This is a genomic window from Halopseudomonas sp., from assembly GCF_036960865.1.
Lineage (GTDB): Bacteria > Pseudomonadota > Gammaproteobacteria > Pseudomonadales > Pseudomonadaceae > Halopseudomonas.
Genome location: NZ_JBALWE010000003.1, coordinates 368310 through 383411 on the forward strand (window position 1 = coordinate 368310; position 15102 = coordinate 383411).

Sequence of the window (15102 nt, forward strand, 5' to 3'; positions counted from 1 at the left end):
CTGAAGAGCGTAAAGCGCCACCCCTGTGTGAGCCAATAACAATAAACAACAAGGAATACGCATCTTATGCATTGGTATCTGGATGTTCTGAAAAAATATGCTGTTTTTCAGGGAAGGGCCCGTCGCAGCGAATACTGGTTTTTCGTCCTTTTCAATTTCATTGCCATCGTCTTACTCAGTGCAGTCGACTATGCGTTGGGCATGTCGATACTCGCCCCGCTCTACGTTCTGGCAACCTTCCTGCCGTCACTCGCGGTCGCCGTGCGGCGCTTCCATGACACCGGTCGCAGCGGCTGGTGGGTACTGATTTCGCTGGTGCCGGTGGTAGGCTCCATCATCTTCCTGATCTTCATGTGCATCGAAGGGGAAGCGCAGGCCAATGCCTATGGCGCCAACCCCAAGGCCGACGTCAGCAGTCCGGTCGCGGCCTGACCCGGCAAGGGGCATGCCGCTGCATGCCCCTCCCTGACCCACTTGCCTTGCATCAGCTCAGGCGTCAGGCTGGTGCTCTCTACCGCTGCCACCGATGAACCTCATGCCCCGTCCCCGCTCCGCCTTCCGCCACACCTTTTTAGCCTTGCTACTCGCCCTCGTCGTCAGTGGCGTACTCAGTTCCTGCCAAAGCATGCCAGATGGGCTGTCCGTCCACGCGCCGCTGCGCCCTGCCGAACAACTGCGCATATTGACGGACCAGACCTACCAGACTGCACAGGGCGAGGAGCAGATAGAGCAAGCGATATTCGACGCCGCCTTTGCACTGATCGATCAGGCAGAGAAACTGGTGGTGGTCGACATGTTCCTGTTCAACCGCTTTGCCGGCAAGGACAGCTACCGGCCGCTCTCGCAGCAGCTGACCCAGGCGCTGATCAACGCCAAGCAGCGCCACCCGGCAATGCCGGTGGTGATGATTACCGACCCTTTCAATACCCTGTACGGCGGCGTTAAGGCGCCCGAGCTGGAACAGTTACGCGCCGCGGGCGTCGCGGTGGTACTTACCGACATTGATCAACTACCCGCCTCCAACCCGACCTGGACCAGCATCTGGCGCCTGTGCTGCAGTTATCTGGGCAACAGCACCGACGGTGGCTGGCTGCCCAACCCGGTGGGTGAGGGCAAGGTGACTCTGCGCACCTATCTGCACCTCCTGAACTTCCGCGCCAACCACCGCAAGACCCTGGTCGTCGATTATGGCGACGACTGGCGCGGCCTGGTCACCTCCGCCAACCCGCACGACGCCAGCAGCAAGCACCACAACAGCGCCATCGTGTTCAGCGGTGCGGCCGCACTCGATCTGCTACAGACCGAGCGCGCCACAGCGCAACTATCGGGCTATACCCCCACCGATTGGCCCGTCGCGCCGGCAGCCAGCGACGTCGGCAGCATGCCGCAGATTCAGGTGCTCACCGAGGGCGCGATAGAACGCGCATTGCTTGACCTGTTGGCGTCTGCACAGGCCGGCGACCAACTGGATATGGAGATGTTTTATCTGGCCTCACGGCCAGTGGTGAAGGCACTGATCGAGGCACGGCAACGCGGCGTAGCCGTGCGCGTCATCCTTGATCCAAACCGCGACGCCTTTGGCCGCGAAAAGAACGGCATACCCAATCGGCAAGCCGCTTGGGACCTGAAGGAAAAAGGGATCGCGGTGCGCTGGTGCGCAACCGAGGGTGAGCAGTGCCACCGTAAATGGGTGAGACTGGAGCGGACGCAGGGCACCACCGAAGTGATCAGCGGCTCGGCCAATTTCACCCGCCGCAACCTGCATGACCTGAACATGGAAACCAGCGTGCGCCTGATTACGCAGTCCGACAATCCCGAGATACAGGCGATGCGTGCAGGGTTTGAGCGAGCCTGGGGAAACCAGGACGGGGCAACCCACAGCCTGCCCTACAGCGCCTTCGCCGATCACAGCTACTGGCGCTACGGACTCTACCGCTTCATGGAAGCCAGCGGCCTGTCTACCTTCTGATAGACAAGCCGCCAGCAGAAGTGACTACGCCAGCTCGGCAAAACACTCGGCGATAATATCCATACCGGCCTGCACTTCCAGGTCGGTCGCGGTCAGCGGCACCAGAATACGGATGACGTTGCCGTACTGGCCGCAGGACAACAGGATCAGCCCCTTCTCGCGCGCCTTGGCGACCACCTGCGCGGTGAGCTCCGCGTGCGGACGGCCGTCTGCGGTGAACAGCTCGCAGGCCACCATGGCGCCCAGCCCACGCACATCGCCGATGCGCTTATCGTTAACCGCCACCTCACGCAGGCGCCCGCCGATCAGCTCACCCAGGGTGCGGCTACGCGCCAGCAGATTCTCTTCCTCGAACACCTCCAGCACCGCCAGCGCTGCGGCACAGGCCAGCGGGCTACCGGCATAGGTACCGCCCAGCCCGCCTGGGGCAATCGCATCCATCACCTCGGCTCGGCCGCATACGCCCGCCACCGGAAAACCGCCGGCGATGGATTTGGCAAAGGTGGTCAGATCCGCTGCAACGCCCATCTGTTCCATCGCGAAGAAGCTGCCGGTACGCCCAGCGCCGGTCTGCACCTCATCCGCCACGAGCAGGATACCGTGCAGATCGCACAGCTCGCGCAGCCGCGCCATGAACGCCGGGCTGGCAACATAAAAACCGCCCTCGCCCTGTACCGGCTCGATAACGATGGCGGCGATATCCTGCGGCTGCGCATCGTTCTTGAAAATGCGCTCAATGCTGGCGATCGCGTCGTCGTCACTCACGCCGTGGAGCGGGCAAGGGAACTGCGCACGGTACACGCCACCTGGCATCAGGCCCATGCCGGCCGAATAGGGTGCCACCTTGCCGGTCATCGATAGTGTCATCATGGTGCGCCCGTGGTAGCCCCCGGTGAAGGCAATCACGCCAGCCCGACCGGTAGCTGCGCGCGCGATCTTGACCGCGTTTTCCAAAGCCTCTGAGCCGGTGGTAACCAGCAGGGTCTTCTTGTCGAAATCACCCGGCACTAGCTGGTTCAGCTTTTCACACAGCTCGATGTAAGGCTCGTAGGCCAGCACCTGAAAACAGGTGTGGGTGAACTGCTCCATCTGGCGCTTTACCGCATCCATGATCTTGGGGTGGCGGTGGCCAGTGTTGAGCACGGCAATGCCGCCGGCAAAGTCGATGTACTGGTGCCCCTCGACATCCCAGACGGTCGCGTTTTCAGCACGCTGCACCACCAAGGGGTGGATCTGGCTGACGCCGCGCGCGACTGCCGCATTGCGCCGCTGCATCAGGGACTCATTACTCTTGCTCATAACCGCCTCGCGCTTGATAAAGGGGAGCACAGCTCCGGAAGTCACGCCATCAGGGCGGTCAGATGCCGCCCAGACAGAGGTATTTGATTTCAACGTACTCTTCAATGCCGTACTTGGAGCCTTCACGGCCCAGACCAGAGGCCTTCATGCCCCCAAAGGGTGCTACTTCGGTGGAGATCAGGCCGGTGTTGATGCCGACCATGCCGTACTCCAGGCGCTCGGCCACGCGGAATACCCGGCTCAGGTCGCGGGCATAGAAATAGGCGGCCAGGCCAAATTCGGTATCGTTGGCCTGGCGCACCACATCGGCCTCGTCACTGAAGCGGAACAGTGGCGCCAGCGGGCCAAAGGTTTCTTCGCGCGCCACCAGCATGCTGCTGTCGACGTTGGTCAGAATGGTCGGCTCAAAGAAATTGCCACCCAGCGCGTGCGCCTTGCCGCCGGCCAATACCTGGGCCCCCTTGGCAGTGGCATCGGCCAGATGGCGCTGCACCTTGGCTACCGCATTGCCGTCGATCAGCGGGCCGGTGGTCACGCCGGCTGCGGTGCCGTCGCCCACTTTCAGTTGACTCACGGCTGCCGCGAGTTTCTCGGCGAAGGCGTCGTAGACCGAGTCCTGCACGTAGATGCGGTTGGCGCAGACGCAGGTCTGGCCTGCGTTGCGGTACTTGGAGATCATCGCGCCTTCCACCGCCGCGTCCAGATCGGCATCATCGAACACGATAAAGGGCGCATTACCGCCCAGCTCCAGCGACAGCTTCTTCAGGCTGGGCGCGCACTGCTCCATCAGCTTGATGCCTACGCCGGTCGAACCGGTGAAGGACAGCTTGCGCACGATGGGATTGCTGCACAGCTCGCCGCCGACAGCACGCGAGGCATCCACGTCAGCGGTAATCACGCTGAACAGACCCGCAGGCAGGCCAGCCTGCTCGGCCAGAAGCGCCAGTGCCAACGCGGAAAAAGGGGTTTGCGGGGCCGGCTTGAGCACCATGGCGCAGCCAGCGGCCAAGGCGGGGCCAGCCTTACGAGTGATCATGGCAGCCGGGAAGTTCCACGGCGTGATTGCCGCAGTAACGCCCACCGGTTCCTTCTGTACCAGAATGCGCTTGTCGCTCTGGTGGCCGGGGATCACATCGCCATAGACCCGCTTGGCCTCTTCGGCAAACCACTCCAGAAAGGAGGCGGCGTAGCCGACTTCACCACGGGCCTCGGCCAGCGGCTTGCCCTGCTCGGCGGTCATGATGCGCGCCAGGTCTTCCTGGTGCTGCAGCATCAGCTCGAACCACTTGCGCAGCACCTGGCCACGCTCCTTGGCGGTACGCTGACGCCAGGCCTGCTGCGCCTGTTGAGCAGCCTCGATGGCACGGCGGGTTTCCGCTGCGCCCATGTTGGGCACGCTGCCCAGTCGCTCGCCATTGGCCGGATTGAATATTTCGGTACGCGCGCCGCTGTCGGCCTCGCACCAGTGGCCGTCAACAAAGGCTTGTTGGCGAAAAAGTTCGGGGCAATGCAGTTCCATCTAGCGAGTCCTCATGAAGGCAAAACCAAAGCGGGCGTAACGCATTTACAACAGCAGCGTTTGAAATTTCAAACATGCTATGCGCAGCGCCGCATTCAGGCAATACCCCGAACGAGAAAAACCTTGGCTAGGAAATACAGGGAGGACGGCCGGCAGAGTACACGGCGAAAACTAGAGCGCCTGACCCACGAGCACGCGGGTCAGGGAACGCAATCAGGCTGCTGTTTCGCCTTCAAAGAGTTCAGCCGGAGTTGTTTGCCCTTCTTCGAGCAAACCGGCAACGCGCTGCAGACTGGCTAGCAGCATCAATTGCTCCCAGTCGGCCAACTTGCCAAAGCGATCCAGAAAAGCCGACGGCAACAAGGCCGGCTCGGCCTGAATCACCGCCGCGCCCTTGTCGCTGAGCGCCAAATGGACCTTGCGCTTATCGCTTTTACTGCGAATACGCTGCAGCAGCTCGCGGTTTTCCAGGCGGTCGATAATAGTACTCAGGGTGGCCTGAGACACGCTGACCTGCTTGGCAAGATCGCCCAAGGTACTTTCACCCATGGCCTTGATGCTGTGAAGGATCAGCAGCTGAATAGGCGTCAGACCGCTATGACGGCCCAACCGCTTGGCGTGAATCTCGCTGGCGCGCTGCAGGCGGCGCAGTGCCAGATATAGGTCGTGCATCATGTGCATATACAACTCCGGGCCAGCGCAAAAAACAGCCGGCATTTTGCCATAAAGTCTAAATATTACAGTAATAACTAGATGCTTTTTGTGCAACACTGCTGCGCGGCCGCTATCACGGCGAAAAGCGCATTAAAAACACCCGAATGCGGCCAGTATGCCACGATTTTTATTTTTACTTCAAAGCAATTTTCCAGCAGAAACCTGACCGCCCGTCCATCTTCCTGCGCAGTGAGGGCATAAACTGGTGTGCTTTCCGTCCCCAGCTGCGGCTTTCTGTGGCCGCCGCCGCACTGCTAGACTGCCCTGCATAAAGCCGCTCAACGCCACAACAACAAGCCAGGACACATGACCCGAAACCCCGTATTCACCAGCGTTTTCTTCCTCTGCTGCGCCAGCCACACGCTCGCGGCTGACGGCAGCCTGAAGCTGCCGACTCAATTCATTCTGGCAGCCGACCCTGCCGACGCGGCCGATACATTGCCCTCGGCCAGCAGCCATCTCGACAGTCAGGCGCTCAGCCCTTTCAATTTGGGAGCAAACCTGTCGGAGTCGCTGCAGCGAGTTCCCGGCGTGCTGGCCCTGAATCGGCAGAACTACGCGCAGGATGTGCAAATCTCCTCACGGGGCTTCGGTGCCAGGGCACAGTTTGGTGTGCGCGGGGTACGCCTGATTCAGGACGGCATTCCCTTGACCATGCCCGACGGTCAGGGCCAGCCGGCCTTGTTCGATCTTGACGGACTGCAATCCATCGATGTGCTGCGCGGCCCGCTCAGCGCCCTCTACGGCAATGCTTCGGGAGGCATCATTCAGGGCTACAGCGCGGCGGCGCCGCTGCACCCCACCCTCGACAGCCGCACTGCCATCGGCAGTGACGACCTTTGGCGCTCGCGCCTCAAGTACGGCGGTCAACACGGCGCTTTGAGCATCAACGCCAACGTCTCCCGGCTGGAAACCGACGGCTACCGCGACCACAGCCAAGCGCAGCGCGACATGGCAAACCTGCGCCTGGGCTGGGATATCGACGATGCGTCCAGCCTGACGCTGCTGCTCAATAGCCTGGATCAACCGGAAACCCAAGACCCGCTCGGGCTGTCTGCCGCCGCCCTGGGCGAGGACCGCGAGCAAGCAGTGGCTCGTGCCGAGCAATACAACACGCGCAAGACCGTACGCCACAATCAGGCAGGCCTGAACTACCAACGCCGCCTGAGCAACGACGACCAACTGACCCTGATGGTCTACGGCGGCGAACGTTACGTGGAGCAGTACCTGGCCTTCACCGGCGATGATCCCTTTGCCGGCGGCGGGGTGATCGAACTGGATCGCCGCTTTGGCGGCGGCGAGCTGGGCTGGCAGCGCGATACACAGGTATTCGAGGTGCCGGTCGAACTCGCCGCCGGGCTCACCTATGGCTATCAGGGCGAGGGTCGCAAGGGCTTCGTCAACAACGACGGCCGCAAGGGCGACCTCAAGCGCGACGAATTCAACCGCGTCGATAGCAAAGAAGCCTACCTGATCAGCACCTGGGCGCTGACTGATCAATGGAGCCTGACCGCCGGCGTGCGCCACAGTCGCGTGGAGTTTGAGTCCGAGGATGATTTTCTCAGTGACGGCAGCGATGACAGCGGCAGCGTCGATTACCGGCAGACCACGCCGGCGCTGGGCGTCAGCTATCAATGGAGCCCGGACCTCACCCTCTATGCCGCCGCCGGGCAGGGCTTTGAAACGCCGACCTTTCAGGAGCTCGCCTATCGCCCAACCGGCAGCGGGCTGAACTTTGCGCTGCAGCCCAGCGAGTCGGTCAACACCGAGGTTGGCTTCAAGCTGCGCCAAGGTGATACGCGCGTTGATGCCGCGCTTTTCTACACCCGCGTGAACGACGAGATCATCACCGGCGTAGAGCAAGCCACCACGGACCGCTCAACCTACGCCAACGCCGGCAAATCGACCCGCCGGGGCCTTGAGCTGGCGCTGGAGCAGCGCCTGCCCTGGGACCTGAATGCCTACCTGGCGTATACCTATCTGGACGCCAAATTTGACCAATACACCGATGGCAACGGCGACGACTTTGCCGGCAACTACCTACCGGGCGTGCCGCGTCACAGCGTCTATGCCGAGCTTGCCTGGGCACCGGCCGGCGGCTTCAGCACCGCACTGGAGGCGCAAAGCCTGAGCAAGCGCTATGCGACCGACGACAATCAGGCCAGCGCACCGGGCTATGCGGCGTTCAACTGGCGTGCCGGGTATCGGCATGAACTGGGTGACTGGGCACTGGAGCCCTTTGCGCGCATCGACAACCTGACCGGCAAGGACTATATCGGCTCCCTGATCGTCAACGGGGCCGGTGCCCGCTATTACGAACCCGCGCCCGAGCGTAACTGGCTGGTGGGTATCGGCCTGCAGTACCACTGGCGTTAGGCCGAAGCGCCTCCTGTAGCTCTCGGCACGGCCACCTCGGCAAAGGCATCTCGGCGCCAGGCCAGCAGCACAAATACCAGCGCGGCAACAGCCATCATCATCGGCAGCGCATGGGTGTTGAGCCACTCGCTGGCGGCGCCAGTCGCCACCGGACCGAGCAGGCAGCCTAACCCCCAGAGCATGGCAATGTGCGCGTTGGCGCGCACCAGGGCGTCGTCGCGGAAACGCTGCCCCACGAGAATGATCGACAGCGTATAAAGCCCTCCCGCACTGGAGCCAAACAGCACCAGCACCGGCCAGATCAACACCGTATGCAACACCAACGGCATTGCCAGGCTGCTCAGCAGCAGTATCACGCCGCAGCATTTGAACAACGCGGTGCGTGAGAACTTGTCCGCCAGCCAGCCGATCGGCACCTGCAGCACGGCATCGCCCACCACCACCGTACTGACCATGATCAGCGCCAACTGCTGGGCAAAGCCTTCGCGTATCAAGTATACCGGCAGCAGCGTCAGCGTCATGGTTTCAAAGCCGGCAAACAGCACCATGGCCCAGGCGATGGCCGGCATCTTGCGGATGAACTGGCGCAGACCGCGGCCAGCCGCCGCAGCCGGATCGACCACAGGGGCGCCGTTCACGCAGAACAGCATGGCGACACCCGTGATCAGCAAGCCAGTGGCCAGCCAGAACCCCCTGTCATCCAGGGTGCCGATCAGGCCCAGCAACAGCGGACCGCACAACTGACTCAAGGCAAAGGCGCTGCCATACACCGCCACCAGCCGACCACGCAGACGGTCCGGCACCAACTGATTGATCCAGCTTTCACCGATGACGAAGGTGACCGTGAGCGAAATACCCAGCACCAGACGCAGCAACAGCCAGACCGGATAACTGGGCCAGATTGCCAGCAGCGCGACCGAGACTGCACTGCAGCCCATCACCAGCCGCAGCGTATTTTCCGAGCCCAGTTGCCCAGCCAGGCGACCGCTCAGCTTGGAACCCAGCACAATGCCTACCGCCGGCATGCCAGCCATGATGCCGATGGCAAAGGTGCTGTAACCCCAGTCGTGCAGGCGCAATGAGACCAGCGGCAGGGTCACGCCCAGCGCCAGACCGACGATGACCACCGCCGCGGTGACGATGCTGTAGGCCTTCCAGTTCATACGTGAATCCGTGAGAAAACGCCCCAGACGAACAAACGGCAATCAGCCGCGCAGCGGTGCGCGGCTGATCGACGTCCTGGCTTGCTGCTTGCCGGCTCGTAGCTAGCGAGCCGGCAGCTGGATCAGAGCTTGATCCAGGTCGACTTCAGTTCGGTGTACTTGTCGAACGCATGCAGCGACTTGTCACGACCGTTGCCCGACTGCTTGAAGCCACCAAAGGGCGCGGTCATGTCGCCACCGTCATACTGGTTGACCCACACGCTACCCGCGCGCAACGCTCTGGCTGCGCGGTGCGCCTTGGACAGGTCTGCCGTCCATACAGCGGCAGCCAGGCCGTAGATGGTGTCGTTGGCAATCGCCATGGCCTCATCAAAGTCGTTGAAACTGATCACCGAGAGTACCGGTCCGAAGATTTCCTCACGCGCAATGCGCATGCTGTTGTTTACGTCGGCAAATACCGTGGGCTCGACAAACAGGCCGCCGGTGTCCTGCATCACGCGGTTACCGCCCAGCACCAGGCGCGCGCCGTCTTCACGGCCCGCTTCGATGTAGCGCAGTACGGTGTCGATCTGTGTGGTATCCACCAGGGCGCCGACCGCGGTGTTGGGGTCCAGCGGATGGCCGGGTGCCCAGCTGGCCTTGAGCGCGGCAGCGACCTTCTCCACAAACACATCCTTGATCGACGCTTCTATTAGCAGACGCGAGCCGGCGGTGCACACCTCACCCTGGTTGAAGGCGATGGCGCTGGCGGCAGCCTCGGCCGCAGCGTCAAGATCCGGCGCGTCGGCAAACACCACGTTCGGGCTCTTGCCGCCGGCCTCCAGCCACACACGCTTCATGTTCGACTCGCCGGCATAGATCATCAGTTGCTTGGCCACGCGGGTGGAACCGGTAAACACGATGGTATCCACATCCATGTGCAGTGCCAGTGCCTTGCCCACGGTATGGCCGTAACCCGGCAATACATTGAGCACACCGGCCGGCAGGCCGGCTTCCAGCGCCAGCGCGGCAATGCGAATGGCGGTCAACGGCGATTTTTCCGACGGTTTGAGCACCACCGAGTTACCGGTGGCCAGCGCCGGGCCCAGCTTCCAGCTGGCCATCAGCAGTGGGAAATTCCAGGGCACGATGGCGGCCACCACACCCACGGGTTCGCGGGTGATCAGACCCAGCTCATCGTGTGCGGTAGGAGCGACCTCGTCGTACACCTTGTCGATGGCCTCGGCCGACCAGCGGATAGCGTTGGCAGCACCGGGAATATCGACCGCCAGCGAGTCGCTGATCGGCTTGCCCATGTCCAGGGTTTCCAGCAGGGCCAATTCCTCGGCATGCTGCTCAAGCAGGTTGGCAAAGCGCTGCATGACTTTCTTGCGCTTGGCCGGAGCACTGCGCGACCACACGCCGCTATCAAATACCGCACGGGCGTTGGCAACGGCTTGTTCGGCGTCGGCCTGGTCGCAGCTGGCGATCTGCGCCAGCACACGGCCGTCAATCGGCGAAATACAGTCAAAGGTCTCGCCGCTGGCGGCACTCTGGTACTGGCCGGCGACAAAGGCCTGCCCCTGAATCTGCAGGGCAGCGGCGCGCTGCTCCCAATCCTGACGGCTGATAGATGCAGACATGACAATAACCTCGCTTGGCAGCCCCGCGGCGGGGCATTCGACTGAATGGAAGGACAATGTCGGCCACAGTAATGAGGCGCCAAAAAAAATTCAATATATTTGACACACAACCCCGCAATTGACGGCTAATTTCTTTGCAAAACCCTCTTTTTCGTTTGTTATTTTTGACATAGACTCTGCAAACACCCATGCACAGCGCCACCACGGCCGCCCGCACTCACCCGTTTCAATGGCACCCGCCAGGAAGGTCACATGAACAGCATGCAACAAGCCACGCCCGCCCAGCAGGATCTCAGTCTGGATCCGTTCTGGATGCCTTTCACCGCCAACCGCCAGTTCAAGGCTCGCCCGCGCCTGCTGGCCAGTGCCGAAGGCATGTTCTACACCGACGTGGAAGGCCGGCAGGTGATGGATGGCACCTCCGGGTTGTGGTGTTGCAACGCGGGTCACGGCCGCCGCGAAATCGCTGAAGCCGTGAGCAAACAGATCAGCAGCATGGATTTTGCCCCGACCTTCCAGATGGGCCACCCGTTGCCGTTCCAGCTAGCCGAGCGCCTGATCGAACTGTCACCGGCCGGTCTCAACCGCGTGTTCTTCACCAACTCCGGATCAGAATCAGTCGATACCGCGCTGAAGATCGCGCTGGCCTATCAGCGTGCCATTGGCCAGGGCACTCGTACACGCCTGATTGGCCGCGAACTGGGCTACCACGGTGTCGGCTTCGGCGGTATTTCGGTGGGTGGCATGGTCAACAACCGCAAGGCATTTGGCACGCAGCTGCCGGGCGTCGATCACCTGCCGCACACCCTGGACCTGGAGCGCAACGCCTTCACCCAGGGTCTGCCGCAGTTCGGCATTGAGCGCGCCGAGGCACTGGAAGCACTGGTGACCCTGCATGGCGCGGAGAACATTGCCGCGGTGATTGTCGAGCCCATGTCCGGCTCGGCGGGGGTCATCCTGCCGCCCCAGGGTTATCTCAAGCGCCTGCGCGAGATCACCGCCAAGCACGGCATCCTGCTGATTTTCGATGAAGTGATCACCGGTTACGGCCGCGTCGGCGCCCCCTTCGCAGCGCAGCGCTGGGACGTCACGCCTGACATCATCACCACCGCCAAGGGCCTGACCAATGGCGCCATTCCCATGGGCGCGGTCTTTGTCAGCCAGGCCATTCATGATGCCTTTATGCAGGGCCCGGCCGGCGCCATCGAGTTTTTCCACGGCTACACCTACTCGGGCCACCCGGTTGCCGCGGCCGCCGCGCTGGCGACTCTCGACATCTACGCCCGCGACGGCCTGCTGACCCGCGCCGCCGAGCTGGAAAACTACTGGGCCGAGCTGCTGCACAGCCTGAAGGGGCTGCCCAATGTGATCGACATTCGCAATACCGGCCTGGTGGGCGCCATTCATCTGGCCAGCCGCGAAGGCGCACCCGGCGCACGCGGCTACGAGGTGTTCGACGGCTGCTTCTGGCAGGGCGCGATGATCCGCTGCACCGGGGACATCCTGGCCATGTCACCGCCGCTGATCGCCGAGAAACAGGACCTGGATCAACTGATCGAGATCGTCGGCAAGGTCATCAAGCAGACCGCCTGAGCCAACCCCATTCATGGCCCGGCACCACGCCGGGCCTTCATTTCGACTTCTGGTGACTTCCCATGACATTGCAACTGACCCACTACATCAACGGCCAACGCAGCGCCGCCAGCGCCCGCACTCAGGCCACCTTTGAACCCGCCACCGGCCAGCAGCGCGGTGAAGTCTCGCTGGCCAGCGCCAGCGAAGTGGAGCAGGCCATCGCCCACGCCAAGGCAGCCTTCCCCGCCTGGGCCGCGACCACGCCGCTGAACCGCGCACGCGTGCTGTTCAAGTACAAGGCACTGCTGGAAGCCCACGCCGATGAACTGGCCGAGCTGATCACCCGCGAACACGGCAAGGTGTTCGACGATGCCAAGGGTGAACTGACCCGCGGCCTGGAAGTGGTCGAGTTTGCCTGCGGCATTCCGCACCTGCTCAAGGGTGAGCACAGCGAGCAGGTCGGTGGCGGCGTGGATGCCTGGTCGCTGAACCAGGCGCTCGGCGTGGTGGCCGGTATTGCACCGTTCAACTTCCCGGCGATGGTGCCCATGTGGATGTTCCCCATTGCCGTCGCCTGCGGTAACACCTTCATCATGAAGCCTTCCGAAAAAGACCCGAGCGTGCCGCTGCGCCTGGCTGAGCTGCTGACCGAAGCGGGTCTGCCCGATGGCGTGTTCAACGTCGTCAACGGCGACAAAGAGGCGGTCGACGTGCTGCTTACCCACCCCGATGTGCAGGCGGTGAGTTTTGTCGGCTCTACGCCGATTGCCGAGTACATTTATGCGACCGGCTGCGCACACGGCAAGCGCGTGCAAGCTTTGGGCGGCGCCAAAAACCACATGGTGGTAATGCCCGACGCCGACCTGGATCAGGCGGTCAACGCCCTGATGGGCGCGGCCTACGGTAGCGCCGGCGAACGCTGCATGGCGATTTCGGTTGCCGTAGCCGTAGGCGATGTGGGTGACAAGCTGATTGCGGCGCTTGAGCCCAAGGTGAAGGAGCTGAAGATTGGCAACGGTCTGGATGCCGGCATGGAAATGGGCCCACTGGTCTCTGCCGCCCACCGCGACAAGGTCAAGGGTTATGTTGATCAGGGTGTGGCTGAAGGCGCGACTCTGGTCGTAGACGGCCGTGACGTTGTGGTCGATGGCCACGAGCAGGGGTACTTCATTGGCGGCTGCCTGTTCGACAACGTCAGCAGCGACATGGTGATCTACCAGGAAGAGATTTTTGGCCCGGTCCTCTGCGTGGTACGCGTGCCGGACTACGCCAGTGCAGTAAAACTGATCAACGCGCACGAGTTTGGTAACGGCACTGCCATCTTCACCCGCGACGGTGATTGCGCGCGTCAGTTCTGCAACGAGATCCAGGTGGGCATGGTCGGCGTCAACGTGCCGATCCCCGTACCCATGGCCTTCCACAGCTTCGGCGGCTGGAAACGCTCGCTGTTCGGCCCACTGCACATGCACGGCCCGGACGGCGTGCGTTTCTACACCAAGCGCAAGGCGATTACCTCACGCTGGCCGACCGGCATTCGCAGTGGCGCCGAGTTCGCCATGCCGACCATGAAGTAACCCTCTCGCCCCGGCCACCGTGCCGGGGCTTTTGCTTGCCATCACGGAATTCGAATCATGAGCATCAACAACGTCATCGATTTTGCCAGCGCCGACACCCCGGCCGAACACTACCGTCCCGACGCCGCCAAGGTGATCAAGGGCGATCCGGCGCAGAACGTACGCAACCATTACAGCAGTCCGGATCAGCAATTCTCTGCTGGCGTCTGGGAATGCGAGCCGGGCCAATGGAAGGTCAGCTACAGCGAATACGAGTACTGCGAAATTCTCGCGGGTGAGTCGGTGCTGCATGACGGTCAGGGCGGCAGCCGCACCCTGCGCGCCGGTGACCGCTTTGTCATTCCCGCCGGATTTACCGGCACTTGGGAAGCCATACAGCCCACCCGCAAGGTGTATGTGATTTTCGAGCCGAACAGCGACAGCTGATATTCGTCGGAAGCATCAGCGCAAAGCTTGACCCGCGCAGTAACAACCCCTAGCTTTGGCGGCCGCTTTCTCCGGAGTTGCCCATGGCGCCTTTTCAGGGCCGTATCTGCTGCCTGCTTCTGGCTCTGCTGCCCTGTCTCGCACAGGCGCAGGAGGCGCCGGTCGACATCGTAATTGCCAATGTCCCGCCCTACATACAGGTTGACCAAAATGGCCTGCCTACAGGCCCGGTGGTCGACCTGGTCGCGCGCCTGTTCGCTGACCTGCAACAGCCCTACCGAATCAGAGACATGCCGCCAAACCGCATCGGCCTGCGACTGAGCCGCGGACAGGCGGCACTGACCATCGCTTCGGGTGGCAACCCTGGTCTGTCCAGGCTCGCCCGGCAGGGTAATGAAGCGTTGGTGTCAATGGATTTGAATGTATACCGCAAGCCCGGAACGCCCGCTATCAACAGCGTTGAAGACTTTGCCGGCAAACGCGTGATCGTCATTACCGCCTACAGCTATGGCAATGTTGACGCAAAGCTTGCGCAGAATCAGCCGCCAACGCTGAAAATCTACGCCAACAGCCATGAAGCCGCTTTGCAGATGTTGCTGCATGGCCGCGCCGAATACCTGCTGGATTACGCCGAGCCACTGCTGGGCCACCTGAAGACACTACCGTCCGGCAGCGTAGCGGCAGACAGTATTCGCAGCATACCCATGTATTGGTACCTCTCCCGCCAGTACCCGCACCCCGAACTGCTTGATCAACTGGATCAAGCAGTTCGCACGCAACGCGCTACCGGCGAACTGCAGCGTTTGATGGCATTGCCAACGGACTAACAGCCCCGACAGTTGATTGCGAGATACACCAAGCGCAA

Annotated in this window: 12 protein-coding genes; 7 read left to right on the top strand and 5 right to left on the bottom strand. The window is 62.1% G+C overall.

Going from position 1 to position 15102, the window contains the following annotated elements; translation table 11 throughout:
- Positions 1-66 precede the first annotated feature (66 nt).
- Both V7747_RS06240 and V7747_RS06245 read left to right on the top strand, forming a co-directional pair.
- Positions 67-432 (top strand): DUF805 domain-containing protein, encoded by a 366-nt coding sequence (locus V7747_RS06240; protein WP_335615188.1) that lies wholly within the window; start codon positions 67-69, stop codon positions 430-432.
- A 103-nt stretch (positions 433-535) separates the two neighbouring features.
- Positions 536-1969: a phospholipase D-like domain-containing protein gene (locus V7747_RS06245; protein ID WP_335615189.1), complete on the top strand. Its 1434-nt coding sequence runs from the start codon at positions 536-538 to the stop codon at positions 1967-1969.
- A 24-nt stretch (positions 1970-1993) separates the two neighbouring features.
- Here the strand turns inward: V7747_RS06245 and gabT are convergent, their stop codons facing one another.
- The 3 genes from gabT to V7747_RS06260 all read right to left on the bottom strand — a co-directional run bounded on the left by gabT (position 1994) and on the right by V7747_RS06260 (position 5462).
- Positions 1994-3268, bottom strand: a complete 1275-nt coding sequence (gene gabT, locus V7747_RS06250) for a 4-aminobutyrate--2-oxoglutarate transaminase (protein WP_335615190.1) — start codon at positions 3266-3268, stop codon at positions 1994-1996.
- A gap of 58 nt (positions 3269-3326) precedes the next feature.
- Positions 3327-4787, bottom strand: a complete 1461-nt coding sequence (gabD, locus tag V7747_RS06255; RefSeq protein WP_335615191.1) for an NADP-dependent succinate-semialdehyde dehydrogenase — start codon at positions 4785-4787, stop codon at positions 3327-3329.
- 213 nt (positions 4788-5000) lie between these two features.
- The gene (locus V7747_RS06260) at positions 5001-5462 is read right to left on the bottom strand and encodes a MarR family winged helix-turn-helix transcriptional regulator (RefSeq protein WP_335615192.1); all 462 of its coding nucleotides are present in this window, start codon (positions 5460-5462) and stop codon (positions 5001-5003) included.
- A gap of 345 nt (positions 5463-5807) precedes the next feature.
- On the opposite strand from V7747_RS06260, the gene V7747_RS06265 reads away from it, so the two are divergent.
- Positions 5808-7877 carry a TonB-dependent receptor family protein gene (locus V7747_RS06265; protein WP_335615193.1) on the top strand — a complete coding sequence of 690 codons (2070 nt, stop codon included), beginning with the start codon at positions 5808-5810 and terminating at the stop codon, positions 7875-7877.
- Here the strand turns inward: V7747_RS06265 and V7747_RS06270 are convergent.
- Together V7747_RS06270 and V7747_RS06275 are read right to left on the bottom strand one after the other, a co-directional pair.
- Positions 7874-9040: an MFS transporter gene (locus tag V7747_RS06270; RefSeq protein WP_335615194.1), complete on the bottom strand. Its 1167-nt coding sequence runs from the start codon at positions 9038-9040 to the stop codon at positions 7874-7876. The genes V7747_RS06265 and V7747_RS06270 overlap by 4 nt on opposite strands.
- A gap of 122 nt (positions 9041-9162) precedes the next feature.
- The gene (locus tag V7747_RS06275; protein WP_335615195.1) at positions 9163-10662 is read right to left on the bottom strand and encodes an aldehyde dehydrogenase; all 1500 of its coding nucleotides are present in this window, start codon (positions 10660-10662) and stop codon (positions 9163-9165) included.
- A gap of 261 nt (positions 10663-10923) precedes the next feature.
- Here V7747_RS06275 and V7747_RS06280 point away from each other — a divergent pair, with 261 nt between their 5' ends.
- From V7747_RS06280 to V7747_RS06295, 4 genes are all read left to right on the top strand, one after another.
- On the top strand, positions 10924-12255 hold the full coding sequence (locus tag V7747_RS06280; protein ID WP_442909188.1) for an aspartate aminotransferase family protein: 1332 nt from the start codon (positions 10924-10926) through the stop codon (positions 12253-12255).
- Positions 12256-12317: 62 nt separating this feature from the next.
- Positions 12318-13811, top strand: coding sequence for a CoA-acylating methylmalonate-semialdehyde dehydrogenase (locus tag V7747_RS06285; RefSeq protein WP_335615197.1), 1494 nt, complete (start codon positions 12318-12320; stop codon positions 13809-13811).
- A gap of 57 nt (positions 13812-13868) precedes the next feature.
- Complete coding sequence (locus V7747_RS06290) at positions 13869-14237, top strand: cupin domain-containing protein (protein WP_335615198.1); 369 nt, start codon at positions 13869-13871, stop codon at positions 14235-14237.
- An 83-nt stretch (positions 14238-14320) separates the two neighbouring features.
- Complete coding sequence (locus V7747_RS06295; RefSeq protein WP_335615199.1) at positions 14321-15064, top strand: substrate-binding periplasmic protein; 744 nt, start codon at positions 14321-14323, stop codon at positions 15062-15064.
- Positions 15065-15102: the final 38 nt, after the last annotated feature.